This window comes from Streptomyces sp. NPDC059248, from assembly GCF_042753905.1.
Classification (GTDB): domain Bacteria; phylum Actinomycetota; class Actinomycetes; order Streptomycetales; family Streptomycetaceae; genus Streptomyces.
The window spans coordinates 1-25,154 of the sequence record NZ_JBHYZV010000095.1 but is presented as its reverse complement, the minus strand read 5'-3'; the positions used below and the strand labels follow the sequence as shown (position 1 = coordinate 25,154).

At 71.9% G+C, this 25,154-nt stretch carries 26 protein-coding genes; 14 read left to right on the top strand and 12 right to left on the bottom strand.

Features of this window, described 5'->3' with window-relative positions; translation table 11 throughout:
• A partial coding sequence (locus ACFXG1_RS29120) for an electron transfer flavoprotein subunit beta/FixA family protein (protein WP_384745245.1) occupies positions 1-531 on the bottom strand: 531 nt, incomplete at its 3' end.
• A gap of 425 nt (positions 532-956) precedes the next feature.
• On the opposite strand from ACFXG1_RS29120, the gene ACFXG1_RS29115 reads away from it, so the two are divergent.
• Positions 957-1,679, top strand: coding sequence for a lysophospholipid acyltransferase family protein (locus ACFXG1_RS29115; protein WP_384745242.1), 723 nt, complete (start codon positions 957-959; stop codon positions 1,677-1,679).
• Positions 1,680-1,820: 141 nt separating this feature from the next.
• On the opposite strand, the gene ACFXG1_RS29110 is transcribed toward ACFXG1_RS29115, so the two are convergent.
• The 5 genes from ACFXG1_RS29110 to ACFXG1_RS29090 form a co-directional block, all read right to left on the bottom strand.
• Positions 1,821-2,516 (bottom strand): B3/4 domain-containing protein, encoded by a 696-nt coding sequence (locus ACFXG1_RS29110; protein ID WP_384719236.1) that lies wholly within the window; start codon positions 2,514-2,516, stop codon positions 1,821-1,823.
• A gap of 11 nt (positions 2,517-2,527) precedes the next feature.
• Positions 2,528-3,106: a transglutaminase domain-containing protein gene (locus tag ACFXG1_RS29105; protein ID WP_384745240.1), complete on the bottom strand. Its 579-nt coding sequence runs from the start codon at positions 3,104-3,106 to the stop codon at positions 2,528-2,530.
• A 103-nt stretch (positions 3,107-3,209) separates the two neighbouring features.
• Positions 3,210-4,298: a threonine aldolase family protein gene (locus ACFXG1_RS29100; RefSeq protein ID WP_384719240.1), complete on the bottom strand. Its 1,089-nt coding sequence runs from the start codon at positions 4,296-4,298 to the stop codon at positions 3,210-3,212.
• Entirely contained in the window at positions 4,277-5,029 is a 753-nt protein-coding gene (locus ACFXG1_RS29095) for an SDR family NAD(P)-dependent oxidoreductase (RefSeq protein WP_384719246.1), read from the bottom strand. Before ACFXG1_RS29095 ends, ACFXG1_RS29100 begins: the two co-directional genes overlap by 22 nt.
• A 26-nt stretch (positions 5,030-5,055) precedes the next feature.
• The gene (locus ACFXG1_RS29090) at positions 5,056-6,471 is read right to left on the bottom strand and encodes a DUF6421 family protein (protein ID WP_384745238.1); all 1,416 of its coding nucleotides are present in this window, start codon (positions 6,469-6,471) and stop codon (positions 5,056-5,058) included.
• Between the two features lie 328 nt (positions 6,472-6,799).
• On the opposite strand from ACFXG1_RS29090, the gene ACFXG1_RS29085 reads away from it, so the two are divergent.
• A complete protein-coding gene (locus ACFXG1_RS29085; protein ID WP_384721307.1) occupies positions 6,800-7,450 on the top strand; it encodes a glycerophosphodiester phosphodiesterase in 651 nt (216 codons plus the stop codon).
• Positions 7,451-7,530: 80 nt separating this feature from the next.
• Here ACFXG1_RS29085 and ACFXG1_RS29080 read toward each other — a convergent pair whose 3' ends face one another.
• On the bottom strand, positions 7,531-8,088 hold the full coding sequence (locus ACFXG1_RS29080; protein WP_384721298.1) for a GNAT family N-acetyltransferase: 558 nt from the start codon (positions 8,086-8,088) through the stop codon (positions 7,531-7,533).
• A gap of 250 nt (positions 8,089-8,338) precedes the next feature.
• Between ACFXG1_RS29080 and ACFXG1_RS29075 the strand changes: the two genes are divergently transcribed.
• The 4 genes from ACFXG1_RS29075 (at position 8,339) to ACFXG1_RS29060 (ending at position 11,665) form a co-directional block, all read left to right on the top strand.
• A complete protein-coding gene (locus ACFXG1_RS29075) occupies positions 8,339-8,890 on the top strand; it encodes a DUF5134 domain-containing protein (protein WP_384745236.1) in 552 nt (183 codons plus the stop codon).
• A 115-nt stretch (positions 8,891-9,005) separates the two neighbouring features.
• A complete protein-coding gene (locus ACFXG1_RS29070) occupies positions 9,006-9,941 on the top strand; it encodes a M56 family metallopeptidase (protein WP_384745234.1) in 936 nt (311 codons plus the stop codon).
• Between the two features lie 187 nt (positions 9,942-10,128).
• Positions 10,129-10,881 (top strand): phosphatase PAP2 family protein, encoded by a 753-nt coding sequence (locus ACFXG1_RS29065; protein ID WP_384745232.1) that lies wholly within the window; start codon positions 10,129-10,131, stop codon positions 10,879-10,881.
• A 163-nt stretch (positions 10,882-11,044) separates the two neighbouring features.
• Positions 11,045-11,665: a TetR/AcrR family transcriptional regulator gene (locus ACFXG1_RS29060; protein ID WP_384745230.1), complete on the top strand. Its 621-nt coding sequence runs from the start codon at positions 11,045-11,047 to the stop codon at positions 11,663-11,665.
• A gap of 86 nt (positions 11,666-11,751) precedes the next feature.
• On the opposite strand, the gene ACFXG1_RS29055 is transcribed toward ACFXG1_RS29060, so the two are convergent.
• Positions 11,752-13,212, bottom strand: coding sequence for an LVIVD repeat-containing protein (locus ACFXG1_RS29055; RefSeq protein WP_384745247.1), 1,461 nt, complete (start codon positions 13,210-13,212; stop codon positions 11,752-11,754).
• 243 nt (positions 13,213-13,455) lie between these two features.
• Here ACFXG1_RS29055 and ACFXG1_RS29050 point away from each other — a divergent pair, with 243 nt between their 5' ends.
• The 5 genes from ACFXG1_RS29050 to ACFXG1_RS29030 all read left to right on the top strand — a co-directional run bounded on the left by ACFXG1_RS29050 (position 13,456) and on the right by ACFXG1_RS29030 (position 19,077).
• Positions 13,456-14,205 (top strand): DUF305 domain-containing protein, encoded by a 750-nt coding sequence (locus ACFXG1_RS29050; RefSeq protein WP_384722803.1) that lies wholly within the window; start codon positions 13,456-13,458, stop codon positions 14,203-14,205.
• A 102-nt stretch (positions 14,206-14,307) separates the two neighbouring features.
• Positions 14,308-15,705, top strand: a complete 1,398-nt coding sequence (locus ACFXG1_RS29045) for an FAD-dependent oxidoreductase (RefSeq protein ID WP_384745228.1) — start codon at positions 14,308-14,310, stop codon at positions 15,703-15,705.
• A 376-nt stretch (positions 15,706-16,081) separates the two neighbouring features.
• Entirely contained in the window at positions 16,082-16,744 is a 663-nt protein-coding gene (locus ACFXG1_RS29040) for a uracil-DNA glycosylase (RefSeq protein ID WP_384723463.1), read from the top strand.
• Positions 16,729-17,838 carry an N-acetylglucosamine kinase gene (locus ACFXG1_RS29035; protein ID WP_384745226.1) on the top strand — a complete coding sequence of 370 codons (1,110 nt, stop codon included), beginning with the start codon at positions 16,729-16,731 and terminating at the stop codon, positions 17,836-17,838. Before ACFXG1_RS29040 ends, ACFXG1_RS29035 begins: the two co-directional genes overlap by 16 nt.
• A 207-nt stretch (positions 17,839-18,045) precedes the next feature.
• Positions 18,046-19,077 (top strand): sirohydrochlorin chelatase, encoded by a 1,032-nt coding sequence (locus ACFXG1_RS29030; RefSeq protein WP_384745224.1) that lies wholly within the window; start codon positions 18,046-18,048, stop codon positions 19,075-19,077.
• 120 nt (positions 19,078-19,197) lie between these two features.
• Here the strand turns inward: ACFXG1_RS29030 and ACFXG1_RS29025 are convergent, their stop codons facing one another.
• Positions 19,198-20,259: a lactonase family protein gene (locus ACFXG1_RS29025; protein ID WP_384745222.1), complete on the bottom strand. Its 1,062-nt coding sequence runs from the start codon at positions 20,257-20,259 to the stop codon at positions 19,198-19,200.
• A 209-nt stretch (positions 20,260-20,468) separates the two neighbouring features.
• Here ACFXG1_RS29025 and ACFXG1_RS29020 point away from each other — a divergent pair, with 209 nt between their 5' ends.
• Positions 20,469-21,152, top strand: a complete 684-nt coding sequence (locus tag ACFXG1_RS29020) for an HAD family hydrolase (protein ID WP_384717947.1) — start codon at positions 20,469-20,471, stop codon at positions 21,150-21,152.
• A gap of 27 nt (positions 21,153-21,179) precedes the next feature.
• On the opposite strand, the gene ACFXG1_RS29015 is transcribed toward ACFXG1_RS29020, so the two are convergent.
• From ACFXG1_RS29015 to ACFXG1_RS29005, 3 genes are all read right to left on the bottom strand, one after another.
• Positions 21,180-22,016, bottom strand: coding sequence for an SAM-dependent methyltransferase (locus tag ACFXG1_RS29015; protein WP_384717949.1), 837 nt, complete (start codon positions 22,014-22,016; stop codon positions 21,180-21,182).
• 223 nt (positions 22,017-22,239) lie between these two features.
• On the bottom strand, positions 22,240-22,470 hold the full coding sequence (locus tag ACFXG1_RS29010) for a DUF397 domain-containing protein (protein ID WP_384717951.1): 231 nt from the start codon (positions 22,468-22,470) through the stop codon (positions 22,240-22,242).
• Entirely contained in the window at positions 22,467-23,336 is an 870-nt protein-coding gene (locus ACFXG1_RS29005; protein WP_384717953.1) for a helix-turn-helix domain-containing protein, read from the bottom strand. The genes ACFXG1_RS29010 and ACFXG1_RS29005 overlap by 4 nt, the downstream gene beginning before the upstream one ends.
• Before the next feature lie 346 nt (positions 23,337-23,682).
• Between ACFXG1_RS29005 and ACFXG1_RS29000 the strand changes: the two genes are divergently transcribed.
• Positions 23,683-24,126, top strand: a complete 444-nt coding sequence (locus tag ACFXG1_RS29000) for an ATP-binding protein (RefSeq protein WP_384717955.1) — start codon at positions 23,683-23,685, stop codon at positions 24,124-24,126.
• A gap of 353 nt (positions 24,127-24,479) precedes the next feature.
• Positions 24,480-25,121, top strand: a complete 642-nt coding sequence (locus ACFXG1_RS28995; RefSeq protein WP_384717957.1) for a CatB-related O-acetyltransferase — start codon at positions 24,480-24,482, stop codon at positions 25,119-25,121.
• The last annotated feature ends 33 nt before the right edge of the window (positions 25,122-25,154 follow it).

Below are 25,154 nucleotides of genomic sequence, written 5' to 3'. Positions count from 1 at the left end.
CACCGCCGGCAACGAAGCCTCCACCACCTCCGACGCCACATCCCCATCACGCCGCCCCGACACCACACCACCCGAGACCGACACCTCCGACAACAGCGACACCTGCGCCACCCCCAAACGCTCCGCCAGCAGCGCCGGAAGCACCCCCATCACCCCGTCCGTCGACGCCATCCCACACACCACGAGATCGAACCCGGCCTTCTCCACCGCCGACGCCACCACCAACGACGTCCCCATCACATCCGAGCCGTGAACACCGTCGTCCTCGACATGGATCCCCGCGTCCGCACCCATCGACAGCGCCTTGCGCACCGCCTCCCGCGCATCCTCGGGACCCACCGTCAGCACCGTCACCGACGCATCCCCATCAGCAGCCTCCGAAATCCGCAGCGCCTGCTCCACCGCGTACTCGTCCAGCTCCGACAACAGACCGTCCACACCCTCACGATCCACCGTCAGATCATCCGCGAACCCCCGATCACCACTCGCATCGGGCACATACTTCACACAGACAACGATCCTCAAGCTCACGACGGCTCTCCTACTTGCAGTGGCCAATTCCGTGGTGTCCCCGGCCAGCCGGGGGATCTGTTCCGGCAGGCAGCATATGCGCCCACGGCCGGGGTTCCCGGTCCCTGGCGACCGGCGCTCCGAAGCAGACATTACTCACCAGTACGTACCTCACCCTACCCCTGAGCAAGCGCTTGGAACTGTGACCTTCCCAACGCCGTGCGATCCCCACGGCCGGGCCGTGCGGACCCCCCGCTTTCCACGGCGGAGCCGTGTGAGTCAATGGGCAGGGCAGCGGGGCGTGACGAGAATCTCGCGCTCCGGACACGCCGGGACTGGTCAGACCGCCGCGTATGGGGCACGATCTGCCCAGCACCGAAAACCTACGGATGCGTAACTTCCACCGGGAGAACCCTCCCCGGGCACGACAGAAGGGTCCTCTCCGGATGGCTGAGCTCGTCTACCGGCCGATCGTCGGCGCCGCCGTCACCATGTTCAAGGCGCTCGACCTGAAGATCGACACCCAGGGGGCACATCACATCCCGAAGACCGGTGGCGCCGTCCTGGTCAGCAATCACATCGGGTATCTGGACTTCATCTTCTCGGGTCTGGCGGCCCTTCCGCAGAAGCGGCTGGTGCGCTTCATGGCCAAGGAGTCGGTATTCCGCCACCGGGTCGGCGGCCCTCTGATGCGGGGTATGAAGCACATCCCGGTCGACCGGCAGAAGGGCGAGGCGGCGTATCAGCACGCCCTCGACGCACTGCGTTCGGGCGAGATCATCGGGGTTTTCCCCGAGGCCACCATCTCCCAGTCGTTCACCCTGAAGTCGTTCAAGTCGGGTGCCGCGCGGCTGGCGCAGGAAGCCGGTGTCCCGCTGATCCCGATGGCCCTGTGGGGTACCCAGCGGCTGTGGACGAAGGGCCGGCCGCGCAATCTCAAGCGCAGCCACATCCCGATCACCATCCGGGTGGGCGAGCCGATGGAAGCCCCGGCCGACCAGTACGCGGGCGCCATCACCCGGCGGGTTCGGGAGCGCGTCCAGGAACTGCTGGAGGCGGCTCAGCGCGCCTATCCCGTACGGCCGAAGGACGCGTCGGACACCTGGTGGGTGCCGGCGCATCTCGGGGGTACGGCGCCGTCCCCGGCCGAGCTTCGCGAGGCGCGCTGACGCGCCGCCGAAGGATGTCGGCAGGCGCCGACAGGTACGTTCCGGTGTGCCCGGGTCCCGCGATGTGATCGCGGGACCCGGGCACTCCGTCTTCCCGACCCCGGCCGGCGGCTACCGGCGCGGACCGACGGTTACCGGCGCCTACCTGCCCGGTTCGAGAACGGTGATCCGGGCGCCGGGGCTGACCTTCTCCAGGGACTCGGCGAGTTCGGTCCCGGCGGCCTCCAGTTCGGCGGCGGTCATGGGGCTCAGCGACTCCAGCAGGAAGACGGCGTCGACCGACTCCTCCGTGAGCCGGGTGCGCGGTCCCTGGCGCCAGTTCCAGCGGCGGCAGGTGACGCCTTCGGCGTCGCACCAGACGACCTCGCCCGGCTCCGGGTGCTCGATCGCCTCGACGCCCGCGGCGACGGTGGTGAACGGTTCGTCGCCCACCGCGCGCACCAGGCGCATCGCCCTGCTGACGCGGTTGAGGTCCTCGCCGCCGACCGGGATCAGATGCGCGACGCTGATCGCGTTGTAGACGTCGACGAGGAGATTGATCCGCGGCAGTCCGCCGTCCGCGAGGGCGCGCCTGGCGAGCGCCTCCGCCGAGTTGCGGGTCCGGGAGGGCTTGGCGCCGAAGGCGGTGTACACCTCGCGCCAGGCGGCCATATGCGGGTCCTCGTGGGGCGCCCGGCCGCCGAGGCGCTCGGTGAGGCGGCGGGCCGCGTCGTCGAGCAGGGCGGAGCTGTGGTCGTCACTCGGGCCGTTGACCAGTCCGCGCGCCTCGATCGCGAGATGGGCGAAGTGGGGCGCGAGGGCGGAGACCTCGTCGGAGACGGTGAGCGTGAGCGCCATGCGGTTCCTCGTCACAATGCGGTGGGGAGCGTCCTGCAGAGGTGTTCCCGGTCGGATGCCGCCCTGAGGGCGGCGAGAACCGCCGGGTGCGGTGCAGCATACAGCACTGGATAGTCCATCTCGTTGGACTCCGGATCGACCGGGAAGGCCAGTCGCTCCTCGTCGAGGGAGAACCGGGCGTCGACGCCCGGCTTGTTGCCGCGCGGATCGATCCGGGACCACCGGTCGCGCCCCGGCAGCCGCAGGGCGACCAGGCCGTGCACCACACCGAGGTTCTGGTAGCAGAGCGCGGCCGGTATCCCCTCGGCGCGCAGCAGGGCGGCCAGGGCGTGGGCCTTGGCGTAGCAGATGCCGGTGCGCTGCTCCAGTACGTCGGAGGCGCGCCAGGTCACGCGGGGGTCGTCGGCGTCGATGGAGTGCGTGATGGTGTCCCGGACGAACTCGAAGGCGGCGCGGGCGTACGCGTACGCGTCCGGGGCGTCGCTCCGCAGTCGGGCGGCGGTGTCGCGGACCGTGGGATGGCCGTGGTCGACGGCCTCGTCGGCGGCCAGATAGGCGGAGGCGTCGTCCGTCTGCTGGATGAGTTCCATGCGGACGACGATAGGGAGGGCGGCCGACCGGAGTCAATGGGTTTCCGGTCGGCCGTATATCTATGCGGGGGCGGGTTCGCGCCTCAGCGCCCAGGTTCGCGCCTCAGCGCGCCAGCTCCTCCTTCAGTGCCTGGACGAAGGAGTCGACGTCCTCCTCGGTGGTGTCCCAGGAGCACATCCAGCGGACGTCGCCCGCCGCCTCGTCCCAGAAGTAGAAGCGGAAGCGGCGCTGGAGCCGGGTACCGACCTCGTGCGGGAGCCGGGCGAAGACCGCGTTGGCCTGGACCGGGTGGAGGATCTCCACGCCGTCGACCTGGCGGACGCCGTCGGCGAGCCGCCGGGCCATCGTGTTGGCGTGCCGGGCGTTGCGCAGCCACAGATCGCCCGCGAGCAGGGCCTCCAACTGGACGGAGACGAAGCGCATCTTGGAGGCGAGCTGCATGGACAGCTTGCGCAGATGCTTCATATGGCTGACGGCGTCGGGGTTGAGGACGACGACGGCCTCACCGAACATCATGCCGTTCTTGGTGCCGCCGAAGGAGATGACATCGACGCCGGCGGCGTTGGTGAAGGCCCGCATGGGGACGTCCAGGGATGCCGCCGCGTTGGCTATCCGGGCGCCGTCGAGATGGACCTTCATGCCCCGCTCGTGGGCGTGGTCGACGATGGCGCGGATCTCGCCGGGCGTGTAGAGGGTGCCCAGTTCGGTGTTCTGGGTGATCGACACGACCTGCGGCATGGCGCGGTGCTCGTCGTCCCAGCCCCAGGCCTGCCGGTCGATCAGCTCCGGGGTGAGCTTGCCGTCCGGGGTCTGGACGGTGAGCAGCTTCAGTCCGCCCATGCGCTCGGGCGCGCCGCCCTCGTCGACATTGATATGGGCGGTCTCGGCGCAGATCACGGCGCCCCAGCGGTCGGTCATGGCCTGGAGTGCCGTGACATTGGCGCCGGTGCCGTTGAAGACGGGGAAGGCCTCGGCGGTGGGGCCGAAGTGGCTGTGCATGATCCGCTGGAGGTGGTCGGTGTACTCGTCCTCGCCGTAGGCGACCTGGTGGCCGCCGTTGGCGAGGGCGATGGCGGCCAGGACCTCGGGGTGGATCCCGGCGTAGTTGTCGCTGGCGAAGCCGCGTACGTCGGGGTCGTGATGGCGCCGGGCGGCCGTCGGGGAGGTCTTCACGGGCGGGGCGTCAGCCACAGGCGCTGTCCATTCACATCACTGGCGGACCGGTCCCAGACCTCGGTGATGGCGTCGGCCAGTTCCGTGACGTCCGTGAAGCCCGCGAACTTCGCGTTCGGGCGCTCGGCGCGCATGGCGTCGTGCACCAGAGCCTTGACCACCAGGATCGCAGCCGCAGACCGGGGGCCTTCGTCGCCCCCGGCCTTGCGGAAGGCGTCGGCGAGCGCGAGGGTCCACGCCTCGGCGGCGGCCTTGGAGGCCGCGTAGGCGGCGTTGCCCGCGGTGGGGGCGCTCGCCCCGGCGGCGCTGATCAGCAGATAGCGGCCGCGGTCACTGCGGAGGAGACCGTCGTGGAAGGCGAGGGACGTGTTCTGGACGGTACGGATCAGCAGCCGCTCCAGGAGGTCCCAGTCGGAGAGGTTGGTCTCGGCGAAGGAAGCGCTGCCGCGCCAGCCGCCGACGAGGTGGACCAGGCCGTCGACGCGGCCGAACTCCTTCTCGGTCTTGTCCGCCCATTCCCGGGTGGCGCCGAGGTCGAGCAGGTCGACGGTGTCACCGGTGACGGTGGCGCCGCCGTGGGCGTACCGGGCGGCGTCGACGGCGGAGGCGAGCCGCTCGGGGTCGGCGTCGGCGGCGACGACGGTCGCCCCGGCCTCGGCCAGCCGCAGCAGGGCGGCGCGCCCGGCGGGGCCCGCCGCGCCGGCGACCGCGACGACCGCGCCCTCCAGCGGGCCGTTGGAGTTCTTCATCTCGGTCGCCTCCTCGATGTGATGGGTCACGCGGCTGCTCCGGAAGCGGTGCCGTCGGCCGACGGGCCGTTCGCGGTGATCCCACGGGTGGTGGTGATCACCTTCTTGAGCTTCTTGGACAGCGCCTCATAGAACATGCTGAGCGGAAACTCGTCCGGAAGCACGTCGTCCACGAGCTTGCGCGGCGGCTGGGACAGGTCGAGCGCGTCCGGGCCCTTGGCCCAGCGGGAGCCGGGGTGCGGGGCGAGATAGGTGGAGACCAGCTCGTACGCGGCGAACCAGTGGACCAGCTTCGGGCGGTCGATACCGTCGCGGTAGAGCTTCTCGATCTCGGCGCAGAGCTGGTTGGTGACCTGCGGCGCCCGCTCCCAGTCGATCTTGAGGGTGTTGTCGGTCCAGCGCAGGACGTCGTGCTGGTGGAGGTAGGCGAAGAGGAGCTGGCCGCCGAGTCCGTCGTAGTTGCGGACCCGCTCACCGGTGACCGGGAAGCGGAACATCCGGTCGAAGAGTACGGCGTACTGCACATCGCGGCCCTGCGGGAAGCCGTCGGCCTCCAGGCGTACGGCCTCCTTGAAGGCGGTCAGATCGCACCGCAGCTCCTCCAGGCCGTACATCCAGAACGGCTGGCGCTGCTTGATCATGAAGGGGTCGAACGGCAGGTCGCCGTGGCTGTGGGTGCGGTCGTGGACCATGTCCCACAGGACGAATGCCTCCTGGCAGCGCTGCTGGTCGTCGACCATGGCCCGGATGTCGTCGGGCAGATCGAGGCCCAGGACGGCGACGGCCTCGGTGGTCACGGCGCGGAAGCGGGCGGCCTCGCGGTCGCAGAAGATACCGCCCCAGGTGAAGCGCTCGGGGGCCTCGCGGACGGCGATGGTCTCGGGGAAGAGGACGGCGGAGTTGGTGTCGTACCCGGCGGTGAAGTCCTCGAAGGTGATGCCGCAGAAGAGGGGGTTGTCGTAGCGGGTGCGCTCCAGCTCCGCCAGCCACTCGGGCCACACCATGCGCAGGACGACGGCCTCCAGATTGCGGTCCGGGTTGCCGTTCTGCGTGTACATGGGGAAGACGACGAGGTGCTGGAGCCCGTCGGCGCGGTTCGCGGCCGGGTGGAAGGCCAGCAGGGAGTCGAGGAAGTCCGGCACCGCGAAGGCGTCGTCGGCCCATTTGCGCAGGTCGGCGACGAGCGCGCGATGGTAGTCGGCGCCGTGCGGGAGCAGCGGCGACAGCTCGCCGACGGCCTCGGCGACCCGCTCGACGGCGGCCTCGGCCTCGGCGCGGGCGGGGGCGCCCTCGGCGTCGAAGTCGATCGAGCCGTCCTCGGACTGCCAGGGGCGGATCGCCTCGACGGCACTCTTGAGCCGCTTCCAGGCCGGGTGGTCGACCACCCGGTCGGCGGTGGATATCGCTGTCACTGCAGCGTCCTGCACAAGAATTTCCGTCATGTCACTTCCTCCACGGGAGAACCTCGCGTCAAGACACCGTATCCAGGGGTTGTTCTTCGAGACAAGTGAGCCCTATGGAAATTATCCTGCCCACCTTCATGAACGCAGGAAGGTTTACGGTCGGCAACCCCGACTGTGGTGACTTCCATCGGCTTGATCACCCACAGGAGCGGTCCGCCGCACTCGTCCGTGCACGGACGGTCCTCTCCCGGGTACGGAGGATTAGGCTGCGCCCTGCCGGGCGGCGTCCTCGGGCAGCCGCGCGGGATCCGCCGTCGACGGAAGCGAGAGAATCTTGACGTTCCTCACCATCGGTCATCGCGGGGTCATGGGCGTGGCGCCGGAGAACACCCTGCGCTCCTTCATCCGGGCGGAACGGTCCGGCATGGACGCCATCGAGCTGGATCTGCATCTGAGCAAGGACGGCGCGCTCGTGGTCATGCACGACGCGGACGTGGACCGGACGACCGACGGCAGCGGGGCCGTCGCCGACAAGACCCTCGCCGAGCTGAGGGAGCTGGACGCGGGCGAGGGCGAGCGGGTGCCGGTCTTCGACGAGGTCGTCGACGCGGTACGGAGCCCGCTCCAGGCCGAGATCAAGGACGTGGCCGCGGCCCGGACCCTCGCCGGGGTACTGCTCCGCCGCGACCTGGTCCGGCGCGTCACCGTCTCCTCGTTCCACGACGACGCGGTGGCCGAGATCTCCGCGCTGGTGCCGGGGGTGCGGACCGTACTGATCGCGAGCCGCTGGGGCGGCGACATCGTGGACCGGGCGAAGGCGGTGGGCGCGCACTGGCTCGCCCTCAACATCCGCCGGCTGACCCTGGAGACCACGGAGCGGGCGCACGGCGAGGGCCTGCGGGTCCTGGGGTGGGTGGTGAACACCCAGGAGCAGCTCCGGCTGGCCCGCGCCCTCGAACTGGACGGCGTCACCACCGATTTCCCCGAGATCCGGCGCACCGGCCGGTTCACGGCGTAGGGCCTCCCCTTCGGATCCCGCCGGGGCTCGCGTGCCCCCGAAAGCTCGCGTGCCGTCGAACCCCCGGCGGCCGACCGGGCTCACCCCAGGGGCTTGACCAGCCGCTCGAAGACGAGATCGGTACGGCGCGGCACCCCGAACCGTTCGTTGCCGTACGGGAAGGGCGACAGCTCTCCCGTACGGCGGTAGCCCCGGCGCTCGTACCAGGAGATCAGGTCCTCGCGCAGGGAGATCACCGTCATCTCCATCGTGCCAGCGCCCCAGTCCCGGTGCGCCAGCAGTTCCGCCTCGGCGATGACCCGGCGGCCCAGTCCGCCGCCCTGGAGCCCGGGGCGGACCGCGAAGAGTCCGAAGTAGGCGACGTCGCCGCGCCGTTCGAGCTGGAAGCAGGCGACGATGCCGTCGTCGGCCGCGCCGGTCACGGCGACCAGCCGGCTGTCGTCGCCCGCCATCACGTCCCGGACGCCGTCCTCGTCGATGCGCTGCCCGCCGAGGATATGGGCCTCGGTGGTCCAGCCCCGCTCGCCCCCGCCACCGCGGTAGGCGGCCTGGATCAGCGCGACCAGGTCGGGGGCGTCGGACGGCCGGGCGTCGCGGAAGGTGAGATCACCGGGGGTGCGGGGCGGTGCGGTGCTCATGGAACGGTCTCTCCCGTCTCGACGGCCGCGGCCGCTACGGGCCGCGAGGGTGCCGGTCAGCGTACGCGGCGCGGCCCGGCGGCACACGGGCGCGGGTGGGCCGGACCGACGGGGCGCGACGAGGGGCGGGCGCGCTCCGTTCGCACACCTGTGCGCCCGGGTGGGGTGTGCGGCGGCCGGGCATTCTTCCGGTGACCCTTGAATCGCTCGCGGGCCGCCGGTCGTCGGCGGTGGATAGGAGGAGGTGCCCGTGCACGGACCCGCGGTGCCCGGCTGGCTGCTCGTCGTCCTGTGCGGGGCGACCGGCGCCTACTGTCTGGCGCGGACGCGCGGCTGCGCCGGCGGGGCGCGGCGGATCCTGACCGGGGAGGCGCTGATGGGGTTCGGGATGGCGGCGATGGCGCTGCCCGTGGCCGCCGCGGCCCCACCGCGCCGGTTATGGGCGGCCGGTGCCGTGGTCTTCGGCGGCTCGGCGCTGCTCGCGCTCGCCGACACCGCACGGCGGCGCGGCGGGCACGGGCCGCATCATGTCGTCGGATCGCTGGCGATGGCCTTCATGGCGGTATCGATGGCGCGGGCACCGGAGGCCGGGCATCCGGCGCATGCGGACCCGGCCGCCGTATCCCTGCTGACCGGTGCCCTGTTGGCGTACTACGCGGTGTACGTGCTCCGCTCGGGCGCCCGTCTCGTTCCCGCCGGCGCCCCTGGGCCGGGGCCGCCGGGCGGGGCGGTGCCGGATCTGATACCCGTCTGTCGGCTGGTCATGGCGCTGGGCATGCTGGCGATGCTGCCCGCCGGGTGACGCGGGGCGGTCCCGGGACGTCTCGCCGAGGTCCCGGGCCGGAAGAATCCGTGGTGTACGTCACTTTGCCGTCCGGGATCACCTCTCCGGCGCCGGGCCCTCATAGGCTGAACCCATGCTGGTCTCCCTCGTGCTGCTGTCGCTCGGCGCGCTGGCCGCCGTCGTGGCGCCCCGTCTGGTGGCGCGGGCCGACTGGTCGGAGCGGGAACCGATCGTGGCGCTGTGGGTATGGCAGTGCGTGGTCGCCGCGGTGCTGCTGTCGTTCACGCTGTCGATGACGTTCAGCGCGGCCGCGGCCTGGCAACTCGTCCGGGGGCATGTCTTCGCGCCCGCGCCGCAGGCCGTGATCGAGGCGTACGCCCTGGGTGTCGGCGGTCCTTGGGCAGCCGCCCTCGCGACCCTGCTGGCCTGCGGCGGGCTCTGGTCGGCCGCGATGCTGACCCGGGAGATCCGGGCCGCCCGCGCACAGCGGCGGCGGCGCCGCCGGGAGCTGCAGGTCCGCTCCCCGCTGCTGCCGGGCGAGGAGACCGAGGGCGAACGGCTGGTGGTGCTGGAGGGCGAGCGGCCCGGCGCCTGGTGGCTGCCCGGGGCGGCGCCCCAACTGGTCATCACCACGGCCGCGTTGCGCAGGCTGAAAGGGCGCCAGCTCGATGCCGTACTGGCGCATGAGCAGGGGCACGCCCGGGCCCGGCACGACTGGCTGCTGCATGTCTCGGGGGCGCTCGCGGGCGGGTTCCCGCAGGTGCCGGTGTTCGCGGCGTTCCGCGACGAGATGCACCGGCTGGTGGAGCTGTCCGCCGACGATATGGCGTCCAAGCGGTTCGGCCGGCTGACGATCGCCCTGGCGCTGGTCGAACTGAACGAGGAGCGCGGGGTGTTCGGGCCCTGTCCGCCGCAGCACGACCATCTCCCCCAGCGGGTGAACCGGCTGCTGGCCGCCGCGCCCCGGCTGGCCCCGGTCCGCCGGCTGCGGCTGACGGCCGCCGCCGCGCTGGTCCCGGTCGTCCCCGTCCTGGTGGCCTTCGTCCCCGCCCTGCGCGCCCTGAGCTGACGCCCTTCGCCCCGGCGGCCCGCCCGCGTCCCGTTCGGGACCGTATGCCACCGGGCGCGGGCCACCGGTCGCGGGCCGGTTCCGGGGCGGGGCGAACGGCCGCGTACCGAAAAGTTCCGGCCCCGGGTGTGACGAGAACCGTACGCCGGAATGGCCTCGGCCGCGCCCGGCGGGGAAGATCGTCCCCATGCCTTCCCCCGGAACCGCTCCCCCCGGCCGCGGCCCTTCGACAGCCTCCCGGCCGCCCGACCGACCACGGGTCGGCGGTACCGCCCGTGCGGGTCTGGTGCTGCTCGCGCTCTCGGTCGTGGTGCTGTGGCCGGTCGCCGCCGCCTGGTCGCCGCTGATGTCCTTCGACCGGTCGGTGGCCGAATCACTGCACCGGCGGGCCGTCACCGAGCCCGGTCTCGTCCACGCCAACCGCATCCTGACCGACTGGGTCTGGGATCCCTGGACGATGCGGGCGCTGACCGCCGCCATCGTCATCGGGCTCTGTCTGCGCCGCGCGTGGCCCCTCGCGCTGTGGGTCGCGGCCACCGTCGGCCTGGGCAGCGTGCTCCAGCAGTCGGTGAAGGCGGCCGTGGACCGGGACCGGCCGAAGTGGCCCGACCCCGTCGACTCGGCCCACTACTCGTCCTTCCCGTCGGGACACGCGATGACGGCGGCCGTGGTCCTCGTCGTCGTGCTGTGGCTGCTGCGCCGGTACGGGGTCCGCGGCCGGGCGTGGGCGGTCTCCGTGATCCTGGTCGCCGTCTCCGTCGTCGGGGTCGGTCTGACCCGGCTGTATCTCGGGGTGCACTGGCCGAGTGATGTACTCGGCGGCTGGCTGATGGGCGTCGGCTGGGCGCTGCTCGCCACGGCGGCCTACCCCTGGGTCGAGCGGCGCTTCCCGTCTCGTACCACCGTGCCGTCCAACGGGGGCGCGACGGACCGGGACTGATCCGCGCGGGGCAGGCCCGGGTGCGACGCGAACGCGACGGCCGGGCCGGGCGATCCCCCGCGTCGCCCGGTCCGGCCCCCGCTCCCACCGGCCCGGCCGCACGGCCGGACGACGGGCTGCGCTGAGTATATTGGCCGAGAGCCAGTCAACGCAGGAGTCCAGGATGAGCCCCCGGAGCGCATCGGTCAATGAAGAGCTGCGCAGACGTTCGCGCGAACGGCTTCTCCAGGCCACGGTCGACCTGGTCGGCGAGCGGGGTTACGAGACGACGACGCTCGCCGACATCGCGGACCGGGCGGGCGCGGCACGCGGCCTGGTCTCGTACTACTTCCCGGGGAAGCGCCAGCTCCTGCAGTCGGCCGTACACCGGCTGATGCATCGCACACTCGACGAGGCACTCCACCGGGAGCCCCCGACGGACGACGGGAGGGAGTTGCTGGCGCGGGCGATCGACGCCGTCATCGGTCTCGCGGTGCACCGGCCCGTCTTGATGCGGGCGCATATGTCCGGGGTGCTCCAGGCCGAGGGGTTCGTCCAGTGTCCCGAGCAGCAGCGGCTGGCGGCGCTGCTGAGTGTCGCGGTCGAGCGGTACGGGTCGACGGCGGTGGCCGCCGACTATCCGCTGCTGCGGGCCCAGTTGATGGGCGCGGTCTTCGCGATCGTGCTGCCGGGCGCGCCGATGGCGCCCGATCTGCTGCGGTCCGAGCTGTTCCAGCGGTACGGGCTGGACTGGGAGCTCGGTGTCCCGCCGGGTGCGCGACCGCCCCGGCGGAACACCCCCTGACGCACGAGCGACCGCCCGGGGCCGTGCCGTGCCGTGCCGTGGTGTACGGCCGGTGGTCACGGTCCCCGGAGGTCGTCCGTCAGGGTTCAGTCGTCGTCATCGTGGTCATCGTCGTCACGGTCGAAGTAGTCCGGCTGCGTCTGGACGTTCAGCTCGTGCAGCCGCACCTTCTTCGCCGGGTCCGTACGCCTGTCGTTGATCTTCAGGACGTCCAGGCCCTTGGCCATGTCGTTGGAGTAGACGTAACCGTTGTAGTAGTACGCCGACCAGGTACCGCCGCCGACGAGGGTGTCGGCGGAGATCGGACCGCGCTCGAAGTAGCCGATCTCCTTGGGCTTCGACGAGTCGGTGAAGTCCCAGAAGGACACCCCGCCCTGGTACCAGGACTGGACCATGATGTCGCGGCCCTTCACCGGGATGACGGACCCGTTGTGGGCCACGCAGTTCTCGGTGCTGGCCTGGTGCCGCGGGATCTTGTAGTAGCTGCGGAAGACCAGCTTGCGCTTGTCGCCCTTGCCGACCAGGTCGTAGATGCCGTTGGCACCCCGGTCGGGACCGATCTCGGCGTTGCAGGTGGCCGAGCCGCCGCCGCCCAGCTCGTCGGTGAAGACGACCTTGTCGGTGTCCTGGTTGAAGGTCGCCGAGTGCCAGAACGCGAAGTTCACGTTGTCCTGGACCCGGTCGATGACCTTCGGCCGTTCCGGATCCTTGATGGAGAAGAGGATGCCGTCGCCCATGCAGGCGCCGGCCGCCAGGTCCTTCGACGGCAGGACGGTGATGTCGTGGCAACCGGTCGTCTTGGAGACGCCCGGGTTGGTCGGACCACCGGGGTTGCCGCCGCCGTCGGGCCCGCTGCCCGGGAAGAGCACCGGGAAGCCGATGACCTTCGCCTTCTCGGGCGCCTTACGGGGCACCTTGATGATGGAGATGCCGTCGTGCGGCGGCTGGCAGTCCGGGAGCGATGTGTGCGGCGAGTACGAGGAGACGTACACGTAGATGTCGCGGCGCTCCGGAACCAGGGTGTGGGTGTGGGAGCCGCAGGCGGTCTCGACAGCGGCGACGTACTTCGGGTTGCGCTTGTCGCTGATGTCGAAGATCTTCATGCCCTCCCAGGAGTCCTTGATCGTCCCGGACTGCGACGTGCTGTTGCACGAGTTGTCGCTGCGGGACGAGTCGGTGGACAGGAAGAGCAGGTCGCCCTCGACGGAGATGTCGTTCTGGCTTCCGGGACACAACACCTGCGAGACGGTCTTCGGGGACCGCGGGTTGGAGATGTCGTAGACCGTGAAGCCGTCGTAGTTGCCCGCGAAGGCGTACTTGCCCTGGAAGGCGAGGTCCGAGTTGGTACCCCGGAGGGTGTCCTTCGGGATGTTCGCCAGATGCTCGACGTTGGCGCTGCGGACGATCTCGTCCACGCCGGGTATCTCGCCGCTCGCGATCGCGGCACGGGCTTCGGCCTCCTGGCTGTTGGAGACCTCCTTCTTGACCGGGGCGTCCCCGGGGTCCGGTGTGGCGGCGGCGGGTGCCGCCGTCAGCAGCGCGGCCATCAGTCCGGCCGCGGCAGCCGCCACGCCCAGACGTCTGCGTCGCACTCGGGTGGTGTGGAACAGGGTCACTGCGTCCTCCCTCGTCTCCGTTCGTTTCGAACGGTTCACACACCACGGAAGTATTGTGCCTAGCATGCGCATTTCAATAGATGGCAACACACCCGTCATGAAAGTTTTCGATCATTGACTCGGGGAACTGTTCGGTACGTCCCCCGTAGTCCCCAAGTGCCCCAGGAGGTCCTCGTGTTCAGACACCGCCCGGCAGCGGGTTTCCGCAGATCCGCCGCAGTGGCCCTGGCCGCCCTGGCCGGTGTGCTCGCCCTCACGGCCTGTGACGGGGGCGATTCGGGCGGACACGGGGCTTCGGGGCACCACGAACAGCGGGCGGAGTCCGGGAAGACCGCGACTCCGTCGGTCACCGCGACCGGCTCGGTGGTGGCCCCCGGCAAACCGGGCGAACCCGCGAAGACCCTGACACCCGAACAGGCCCTGAAGGCCCTGCCCGACGACACTCCGAACTCGGCCGACTTCACCTATGCGGAGATGATGATCGACCACCACGCCCAAGCGCTGACGATGACCGCCCTGGTCGCGGACCGTGCCTCGTCCACGCAGGTCAAGCGGTTGTCCGAGCGGATATCCGCGGCACAGAAGCCCGAGATCGCGGCGATGGAGAGCTGGTTGAAGCGGTTCGCCGACAAGAAGCCGAAGGACGGCGGGCACGGTGACGGACACGGCGACGGACACGGTGGGCACGGTTCCGCCGCCGGAATGCCGGGCATGGCCACCGACGCCCAGCTGGCGCAGTTGCGGGCGGCGAAGGGCACCGCGTTCGACCAGCTGTTCCTGAAGCTGATGATCACTCACCACGACGGTGCGGTGACCATGGCGGCGGACGCGCTCGGGGAAGGGCAGAACATCCTGATCCAGGAGATGGCCAACGACGTCATCTCGCAGCAGTCGGCGGAGATCGCGCGGATGCGGAAGATGTGACCCGGCGGCGCGCGCCGCGCCCGCGGCGCGCCCGTGCCGTAAGCCTCCCCCGGGGAGGCCCGCGGTGCGATGCTGGAAGCCCCTGCGGGAAGGAGCGCTTCCGTGCTTCGTATCGCCGTCGTCGGATCGGGCCCCAGCGGGGTCTACACCGCGCAGGCCCTGATCCAGCAGAACAGGGTTCCGGGAGTACGGGTCCAGGTCCTGGACCGGCTGCCCTGCCCCTACGGACTGGTGCGCTACGGGGTCGCCCCCGACCACGAGAAGATCAAGTCCCTGCAGAACAACCTCAGGGCCGTACTGGAGGACGAGCGGATCTCCTTCCTCGGCCATCTGGAAGCCGGGACTCCGGGGCTCGGTCCCGAGCGGCTGCTGGAGCTGTACCACGCGGTCGTGTACTGCGTGGGCGCGGCCACGGACCGGCGGCTCGGCATCCCGGGCGAGGACCTGCCGGGCAGCCATTCGGCGACCGACTTCGTCTCCTGGTACAGCGCCCACCCCGACACCCCGGCCGGCGACTTCGCCGACGGCGCGCTCACGGCCCGGGACGCCGTGGTCATCGGGGTGGGCAATGTGGCCGTCGACGTGGCGCGGATCCTGGCGCGCGCCGCGGACGAGCTGCGCCCCACCGACGTACCGGAGACGGCCCTGGGGGCGCTCGCCCACAGCCGGGTGCGCGAGGTCCATGTGGTGGGCAGGCGCGGGCCCTCCCAGGCCAGGTTCACCACCAAGGAGCTGCGGGAGCTGGGGGCGCTGCCCTCGGCGGACGCGACCGTCGATCCGGCGGAGCTGGCGCTGGATCCCGCGTACGGCTCCCCCGGCACCGCCGCCGCGCTGCCCGCCGTCCACCGGCGCAATCTGGAGGTGCTGCGGGGCTGGACGGAGAACACCGCGCGGCCGGGGGCGGAAGGGGGCCGGGAGCGGCGGATCAGGCTGCGGTTCTTTCTGCGCCCGGTCGAGCTGCTGGCCAGGGACGGCCGGGTGGGGGCCGTACGGTTCGAGCGGACCGCCCCGGACGGTGACGGCGGGGTCCGGGGCACGGGCCGGTACGAGGACATCCCGGCGCAGCTGGTGCTGCGGGCGGTGGGCTACCGGGGCGAGCCGCTGCCGGGGCTGCCGTTCGACGCCCGCGGCGGAACGGTTCCGCACGCCGCCGGGCGGGTACTGCGGGACGGGATCCCGTCGCCCGGTGAGTATGTGGCGGGGTGGATCAAACGCGGCCCGTCCGGGGTGATCGGGACGAACCGTCCCTGCGCCAAGGAGACCGTGGAGTCGCTGCTGGAGGACGCGCCCCGGCTGGCGGAGCGACGGGTCGCGGACGATCCGGAGGCCGTGCTGCGGGCGGCGGGACACCGGCCGGTCGTCTGGCCGGGCTGGCTGGCGATCGAGGCGGCGGAGTCGGCGCTCGGCGCGTCGCTGGGGCGGGGGTCGGTGAAGATCCCCGACTGGGACGGCCTGCTGGCGGCGGCGGACGGGAGTGCGGACGGCGGCACGGGAGGCTGACCGGCTCACCGGCCCGGTGGTGGCGGACGGCCGGTGGCGAGGGGCGTCCGGCGCCGGTCTCGTGTCCCTCGTATCCCCGGGATCGCGCCCACCCACGTCGACCTGCGGCGGCGACACGGTTCCGCGGGCCGCTGTCAGTGGGTGGGTGCAGACTGGTCCGTATCCATGACGACGGCGTCGGGGGGATCGGGGCATGTCCGGTGTACCGCTGGTCGCGTGGCCGAGGGCGGTGGTCGTGGACTGACCGGGGAGCGGTCTCCGGGTCCGGCGGGACGGCTGTCGCGGGGACCCGGTGAGATCGGCACAAGACATACAAGACATGGGGACAGCCGTGATGCGACCAGTAGAGTGACGAACCGTGACTGCACGACGGCCTTTGAACGAAATTGTCGAACCGGGGTGGGCCAAGGCCCTGGAACCCGTGGCGGGGCGAATCGCCGAGATGGGGGACTTCCTGCGGACGGAGATCGCCCAGGGGCGGACGTATCTCCCGGCGGGAGCGCATGTGCTGCGGGCCTTCCAGCAGCCCTTCGACGACGTACGCGTCCTGATCGTGGGTCAGGACCCCTATCCCACCCCCGGACACGCGGTGGGGCTCAGCTTCTCCGTTGCACCCGATGTGCAGCCCGTACCGAAGAGTCTCGACAACATCTTCTGGGAGATGCACAAGGACCTCGGGCATCCCCGGCCGTCCAACGGGGACCTCACCCCGTGGGCGGACCAGGGGGTCCTGCTGCTCAACAGGTCGCTGACCACCGCCCCGCGCAAACCGGCGGCACACCGGGGCAAGGGCTGGGAGGAGGTCACCGAGCAGGCGATCCGCGCCCTGGTGGACCGGGGCAAGCCGCTGGTGTCCGTTCTGTGGGGCCGGGACGCGCGCAATCTGCGCCCGCTGCTCGGGCCTCTTCCGGCGATCGAGTCAGCGCACCCGTCGCCGATGTCGGCGGACCGGGGATTCTTCGGCTCCCGCCCGTTCAGCCGGGTCAATGAGCTGCTGACGGAGCAGGGGGCGCGGCCGGTCGAGTGGCGGCTGCCGTGACCTCGGGGGCCGGGCACCGGGTCGTCGGGGTGGACTCCGGCGGCTCGGGGCTCCGGGTGGCTCTCACCAGGACCACGGCGGACGGGACGGGACCGGCGGAGGTGGTGGTGTCCCGTACCCCGGTACGCACCGGGGACGGCGGCATCGACGCCGGCCATCTGCTGGACCAGTTGCTGCCCATGGTCCGCGAGGCTCGGAGCCGCCTCGGCCCCGACGGCGAGGGCCCGGTGGCGGCGCTGGCCGTCGGCGCGGCCGGGATGGGGACCCTGGGCGGACGGTTGCGGGCGGAGCTGCCCCGAGCGCTGGCGGACAGCCTGGGCGTACGGCGGCTGGCGCTCGCGGCGGACGCGGTGACCGCCTACGCGGGCGCGCTGGGCCAGCGGGCCGGAACGGTGGTCGCCGCGGGCACCGGAATGATCGCGACCGGTACGGATCTGACGGTGTGGCGGCGGGCGGACGGCTGGGGCCATCTGCTGGGCGACTGCGGCGGCGGGGCGTGGCTCGGCCGTGCGGGCCTTGAGGCGGCGCTGCGCGCCCATGACGGCCGGCGCGGTGGCTCGCCCGCGTTGCTGGCCGCCGCCGAGTCGGTGTTCGGTCCGGCACCGGGCCTGCCGGGCCGGCTGTATCCCCGGCCGGACCGCCCGGCCGTGCTGGCGTCCTTCGCGCCGGAGGTCGCGCGCTGTGCGACGGAGGGGGACGCCGTGGCGGTCGGCATCCTCCGCGACGCGGCCCGTCTGATCGCCGACGCGGCGGAGGCGGCCTGCCCCGGGAGCAACGGGGAGGGGAACGGCGGGAAAGGCGGGGACAACAGGGCCGGCGGGCGCGGCGGGGAGAGCACGCTGATCGCGCTGACCGGCGGCCTGTTCGGGATCGGCGACCCCCTTCTCGTACCGCTCCGCTCGGAGTTGAGGGACCGGCTCCCGCATGCCGAAGTGGTCCGGCCCGCGGGGGATCCGCTGTCGGGGTCCCTGCTGATCGCGGCGGCGCTGGCGACGGAGTCCCTGCGGCTGCCGCCGGACCCGACAATGCTTCATCTCACCTGTGACGGCGCCCCTGAGCCATCGGTGGGTGAAGGTCCGCCACCGGGCGGGTGACGGCGCGCCGGGGCGGTCGGCGCGGGGATTCCCACCACCCCGCGCCCCCGTCACCGCCCTTGACGCGAGCCATTCCGGTGACAGAGCAGGCAGGAAGCAGGCAGGACAGACAACACACGCCAAACTCATCGGATAAATACGGACAGATGACGTGTGATGCCCCCTCCCCGAACAGCCTCGGGGGTAAAACCAGTAGCATTCGGCGCCATGAGCTCCTCCACCGGGCCCGCCCCCGGCCTGCCTGTACGAATGCCGCGTCCCCGCCAGTCCGGCCGCCACCGCCGCCCCGAGCCCGTGGCGGCTCCCGAGGGTGCGCCCGCGCTGGTACTCGCCGTTCCCGGCGCGCCCACACCCCTGGTCAGGGGTCTGGCCGAAGAGATCATAAGCATCGCCCGTTCGGAACTCCCCGGCCTCGACGTCGGCATCGGGTACCTCGACGGTGACGCTCCCCGGCCGCCCGAGCCGGTCGCCGACTACGCCCCCGAGGCGGCGGGCGGCGCCGGTGACGGTGGTGGCGGCGAGGACATCCCGGCCGGCCCGGTCGACGCGGCCGAGGGCGCCGGGGGTCCGAGCCTGGAGAGCGTGCTCGCCCGGATCGCGGCGCTGCGCACCGAGCGGTACGAGTTCGCGCGCGCGGCGGGCCGCGAGGTGGCGGAGCCCGAGGGGCCGGTGGCCGTCGTGGTCCCGCTGCTGGCCGGGCCGGACGCGGTGCTGATGGACCGGATCCACCGGGCCGTCGCGGAGAGTTCGGCGCAGGTCGAGGTGGCCGATGTGCTCGGCCCGCACCCGCTGCTCGCGGAGGCCGTACACGTGCGGCTGTCCGAGGCGGGGCTGGCGCGTGCCGACCGGGCCCGGCTGTTCACGGTCGCCACGGCCGCCGACGGCATCGTCCTGGCGACCGTCGGCGGCGACGAGGCGGTCCGGGCCGCCGGGATCACCGGCATGCTGCTGGCCGCGCGGCTCGCGGTGCCCGTGATGGCCGCCGCGCTCGACCAGGAGGGCTCCGTCGCCGCGATCGCCGAGCAGCTGCGGGGCTCCGGTTCGACGCAGCTCGCGCTGGCGCCGTACCTCATCGGCCCGGAGCTGCCCGAGGGTCTGCTCGACGCGGCCGTGAAGGAGTCGGGAGCGCCCGCCGCCGATGTCCTGGGGGCCTACCCGGCGATCGGCAAGCTGGTGCTGTCGCAGTACACCACCACGCTCGGCATCACGCCGCAGCCGCAGGGCGCGCCCGTCCGCTGAGCCGGGCGGGGCGGGCGCACGGGCGCCGGGCGTGGGTGGAAGAACGCGCGACGTACCGTGGAACCGCCCCGTACGACGGGCTCCGGGGAACCGCCCCTGACGGCGGACGGCGGCCCGGGGTCAGACCCGGGCGGGGGCGAAGACGACACACGAGGCCGCGGGGGCGGGCAGGGAGCCCGCCCGCCGCGGCTCTCCCGTCTCCGGGTCGAGGTCGAACCAGGTGATGTCCCCGGAGCGCTCGTTGGCGGCGTAGAGCCGCCGTCCCGCCGGGTCGATGACGAGGTCGCGCGGCCAGTGGCCGCCGCACGGCACGGTGGTGACCAGTTCGGCCCGTTCGCGGTCCGGGCCGAGGGCGATGACGGAGATGCTGTCGTGGCCGCGGTTGGCGACCCACAGCCGGTCCCCGGTGGGCGCCACGACCACTTCGGAGGGGTACGAGGGCCCTTCGGCGTCCTCGGGCAGGACGGGCACCTCACCGACCGGTTCGAGGACGCCCGTGTCGGCGTCCCAGCGGCAGACGGTGAGGGTGGGGACGAGTTCGTTGAGGACGTAGGCGTGGCTGCCCGCCGGATGGAAGGCCAGATGACGGGGGCCCGTACCGGGCCGCAGGGCGGTCTCGCCGTGCCGGACGAGTTCGCCCGCCGCCGGGTCGAGCGCGCCGACCAGGACGGAGTCGGTACCGAGGTCGACGCCGAGGACCCACCGGCCGGAGGGGTCCGGCACGATCTGGTGCGCGTGGGGGCCCCGCTGACGGTCCGGGTCGGGTCCCGAGCCCTCGTGCTGGAGGACGCCGCTCGCCGCGGCGGGAGCCCCGTCGTCCCCGATCGGGAGCACACTGACGCTGCCGGATCCGTAGTTGGCGGTGAGCAGATGACCCGCCACGACGGCCAGATGGGTGGGTCCGGCACCGCAGACCGGCACCCGGCCGCCGAGCGGCCGGGGTACGGCGCCCCGGACGTCGAAGGCGGCGACGGCGCCCTCCGCCGTCTCGGAGACGGCGTACAGCACCGGTACGCCGTCCCGCTCGCCGAACGCGAGATAGGACGGGTCGGCGACGGCGTCACTGGCCCCGGTCTCGGTCAGCGCACCGGTCACGGCGTCGACGGACACGGCGATGACGCCCCGCCCGCCCGCCGAGGTGAACGACCCGATGAACGCCCGTCCGGTGCTGCTGTCACCCACGGCGATTCCTCCCACACTGCTGATCCGCTGAACGTCGAATTCCGGGGCAGACGGTAGCAGCGGTCTAGACCAAGTGTCTGTACGTGCCCCCGGGGCCGGGCCCCCGCGACCGTCGCCGCCGCGTCGGATTCCGCCGCGACACCCCTCACCGCCGATGGCACGGAGGGGCCGTCCGCGGCCGGGACCGCGGGCCCTGGCATGCTGGGTGCATGAGCCATGCACGTACCCCCGCGGTCCTCTTCGATCTCGACGGCACGCTGGTGGACAGTGAGCCCAACTACTACGAGGCGGGACGCAGACTGCTCGCGGAGTACGGCGTCACGGACTTCGGCTGGGAACGGCATACCGACTTCATCGGGATCGGTACCCGCGAGACGCTCACGGAGCTGCGCGAGGAGTACGGGATCGGCGCGTCCGTGGACGAGCTGCTGGCGGGCAAGAACCGGCACTATCTGGAGCTGGCCCGGGCGTCGACGGCGGTCTTCCCGCAGATGAGGACGTTCGTGGAGCTGCTGCACGCGCGCGGGGTGCCGATGGCGGTGGCGTCGGGCTCGTCGCCCGCCATGATCGAGGCGGTGCTCACGGGCACCGGGCTCGACCCCTACTTCCCCACGACCGTCTCCGCCGAGGAGGTCCCGCTCGGCAAGCCCGCGCCGGACGTCTTCCTGGAGGCGGCGAGACAACTGGGGGCGGCACCCGGCGACTGCGTCGTCCTGGAGGACGCGCCGCCCGGCGCCGCCGCCGCCCTGGCGGCCGGGATGCGGTGCATCGCGATCCCGTACGTGGCGGCGACGGCGGACGACCCGGCGTTCGCGGCGGCGGACCTGCTGTACCCGGGCGGGCAGGAGGACTTCAGCGCGCGGGCCGCCTACGCGTGGCTGTTCGGCGGCTGAGGCGCGGGCCCGCCGGCGTGGCGGGGGTCAGCGCTTGACGCCCACACAGACGTAGACCGGGATCCCCGTGGTGTCGGTTTCGGCGTCGGTGTCGGCACCGGCACCGGCGGCGGTGTCTTGCTCGGGTTCGAGATCCCACTCCTCCAGCGCCACCAGGCCGGGGTCGAGCAGATCGAGGCCCTCGACCAGGGCGGCCACCTCGTCCCGGGTCCGCGTCCTGAGCACCATCCCGTTGGCCCGGTAGACCTGCTCGACGCCCGCGAAGGCCTCCGGGTCGAAGTCCGCCGTCCCGTGGGAGAGCATCAGGGCGCTGCCGGGGGCCAGCGGCTCCAGCAGGGTCCGCAGGATCCCCCGGGGATCCGAGTCGTCGCCGACGAAGTGGAGCAGGGCGATCAGCGACAGGGCGACCGGTTCGCGGAAGTCGAGTACCTCCGCCGCCCCGGCCAGTACCTTCTCCGGCTCCCGGACATCGGCCTGGATGTACTCGGTCCGTCCGGCGGGCGTGCCGCGCAGCAGCGCCTCCGCGTGGCGCAGCACGACCGGGTCGTAGTCCACATAGGCGATCCGGGCGTCCGGGACGATCTGCTGGACCACCTGGTGGAGGTTGGGCCGGGTGGGGATGCCCGTACCGATGTCGAGGAACTGCCGGATCCCCCGGCGGGCCAGCATCCGGGCGGCGCGGCGCATGAAGCCCCGGTTGCCGTGCGCGGCCCGCCTGCCGCCCGGCAGCAGCTTCAGCACCTGCTGGGCGGCCTCGGCGTCCACCGGATAGTGGTCCTTCCCGCCGAGGATGTAGTCGTAGATCCGGGCCGAGTGGGCCTTGGCGGTGTCGATGACGACGGCGCCGTCCCCGGGGTCGGTCATGAGGGTCCTCCGTTGGTCGTTCCGTACGTGGTGCGTGTGCGCGTGCTCGTACACAGGGGCGTGTACGTGGTCGTTGCGGCACGGGTGACGCGGCACTCGTCAGCCGTACACACGTGGTGGGGTCGTGCGGTGGAGCCGCGGGCCCGGCGGGGCGGCCCCGGGTTGCGCGCTGACGCCGTCGGCCCGACGGGGTCCTTCGGCCTCCCGGAGGCGCGTGCTCCGGTCAGGAGAGCAGGAAGTCCGCCTCACCGGTCTTCGCGCCCCGTACCACCTCGGCGATGTCCTGCGCCGTGAAGATCAGGGCCGGTCCTTCGGGGTCCTGGGACTGACGCACCGCGACATGGCCGTTGCCCAGTTGCTTCACCTCCACGCAGTTGCCGCCGTTGCTGCCGCTCCAGGGCTTGGTCCAGGCCGCGGCTCCCAGCGTGAGGTCGGCGTGGCTGACGTGGCTCATGGGTCCAGCTCCTTGCGAATGACGTCGAGGAGGCGCAGGGTGTCCTTTCTCGACAGTGCGTATGTGCTCATCTGGTCGAGCGCCTCCCGGTACAGGGCGACCTCGACGGGGTCCTCGCTGTACGTCGCGCGGCTGAGGCTGTCGATGCCGACGACGTCCGGGAGTTCCGGGATCTCGAACCGGAAGACGCAGAACGGCCCGAAGCCCCCGGGGTGCAGCCCGGCCCCGAAGGGCGCCACCTGGAGGGTCACCGAGGGCAGATCGGCGACCGCGAGCAGATGGTCGACCTGGTCCCGCATGATCGCGGCCGGTCCGACGGGACGGCGCAGAACCGTTTCATCAATGACCGCCCAGAAATGCGGGGGTTCCGGATCGGCCCGGGTCAGCAGGTTCTGCCGCTCCCGGCGCAGCGCGATCTGCCGCTCCACCACCTCGGGTTCCGCGCGCGGCAGTCCGAGGCCGAGCACACAGCGCGCGTACTCCGGGGTCTGGAGGAGGCCGGGTACGACATGGGGCTCGTAGGAGCGGATCCGGGTCGCGCCGCTCTCCAGACTGACATGGACGCCGAACCAGTTGGGCAGCACATCGCGATAGCCCTGCCACCAGCCGGAGACATTGGCCTGTTCCGTCAGCTCCAGGAACTCGGCCGCCTCGGCGTCCCGGACGCCGTAGAGCTCCAACAGCGCCTTGACCGTCAGCCATTTCAGGGTGACCTCGGCCCGCTCCATCCGGGTGATGGTGGTGTGGGACTGGCGCAGTCGCCCGCCCACGTCCTGGGCCGACAGGCCCGCCGCCTGCCGCAGTTGCAGCAGCCGTCTGCCGAGAACCATCTGGAGCACCGTGGGCGCTGATCTCGGCTCACTCACGGCACGGCCCCTTTCGACAACCGGGATCTTCCGTTGCAGTGTGCCATGCCCCCAAGAGCCTGCACAGGACACACACAACGACAGTGCACTGTGCAGAGTGTTCTTGCCAACTCTCCTGACCCGGTCCATAGTTGGCGCAGTGACTCGGCTCACGCGGCAGACCGGCCGCCGTGCACGAGGCGCGGCGACGCCTCCGTCCTCGACCACGGCGGGGGCCCGGCTCCGAGCGGTCCCCTGACCTCCTTCGCGAGTGCGCGCGAAGGCACCGCGACAACGGCGTCCGGCGCCCGCCCGTTCCACCTGGTCGTCGCGCGGACCGGGCGTGCCCCCACCGATAGGACTGCCCGTGACGATCGCCGCCGACATCCCTCCCCGGCGCCAGCCGGACGACAGCACCGTCAGTACGTGTCTGTTCGATCTGCCGGCGGACCAGCGCTCCGTCTCCATCGCCCGGCGCCTCACCGAGACGTATCTGGACAGCCGGACCCACTGCGACGACGACGTCCGGCACTCGGTCACCCTGCTGGTCAGCGAGTTGGCGACCAACGCGATCCGGCACACCACCGGTATCCAGTTCCGGTGCCGGGTACGGCTGGAGCAGGGCGCGGTACGGATAGAGGTGGAGGACCGGGGCGGTACGCACTCCTTCGTCAGGCCGCGCAGGGCGGGGGCCGACGACGAGTCGGGGCGGGGGCTCCAGCTGGTGGAGTGCCTGTCGAAGGACTGGGGCATGCGGCGCCGGGACCACGGTCCCGGGTCGGTCGTCTGGGCGGTGGTCGCCGCGCACTGAGCGGCGGGGGCCGAGCCGTATCGAGGGGCCGTGGCGGGCGATGTCGCCGCGGCCCCGTGGTGCGCCGGGCCCGATGTCCCGGGCATCGATCGGGGCACGGCGGTCCGGCGCCGCGGGCACCACCGGACACCGGACCCCGGACACCGGGTGATATCGGGAGGCCATGGGGAGATGCCGTGGCGGAACCGCCGTCGGCACGGGTGTACGGGACGTACGTACCTCCCGTAGATACGGGACCGGCCGTGTGGACGCCGTCCGTCGGCCCCGGCGGAAAAGAGGTACGCCTCGGCGGCACCGACGGGTGATCATGAACGAACCCCGGCCCCCGAACCCCGACCCGGCGAGGAATCCCCATGAACCTGCCCGCGGACCCCACGGTCCTCCATCCGATGCCGGACCAGCCCCGGGTGGTCCTGCTCAAACCACTGGTGAGGTCGCCGCTGATCGAGGTCGGCGAGTACTCCTACTACGACGATCCGGACGATCCGACCGCGTTCGAGACCCGTAATGTGCTCTACCACTACGGACCGGAGAAGCTGGTCATCGGGAAGTTCTGCGCACTGGCCACGGGGACGCGGTTCATCATGAACGGCGCCAATCACCGGATGGACGGCCCGTCGACCTTCCCCTTCCCCACCATGGGCGGCTCCTGGGCCGCGCACTTCGATCTGCTGACCGGACTGCCGGGCCGGGGGGACACGGTCGTCGGCAACGACGTCTGGTTCGGCCACGGCACGACCGTCATGCCCGGTGTACGGATCGGCCACGGCGCGGTCATCGCCTCCGGCGCGGTCGTGACGGGCGACGTACCGGACTACGGCATCGTCGGCGGCAACCCCGCCCGGCTGATCCGTACCCGCTACACCGACGAGGAGATCGCCCGGCTGCTGGCGGTGGCCTGGTGGGACTGGCCCGCCGACCACATCACCGAGCATGTACGGACCATCATGTCCGGCGGTGTCGCCGATCTGGAGGCCGCCGCTCCGGGCGGGTGAAGGACACCCCGGGGATCGGTCGTTCCGGTGCCC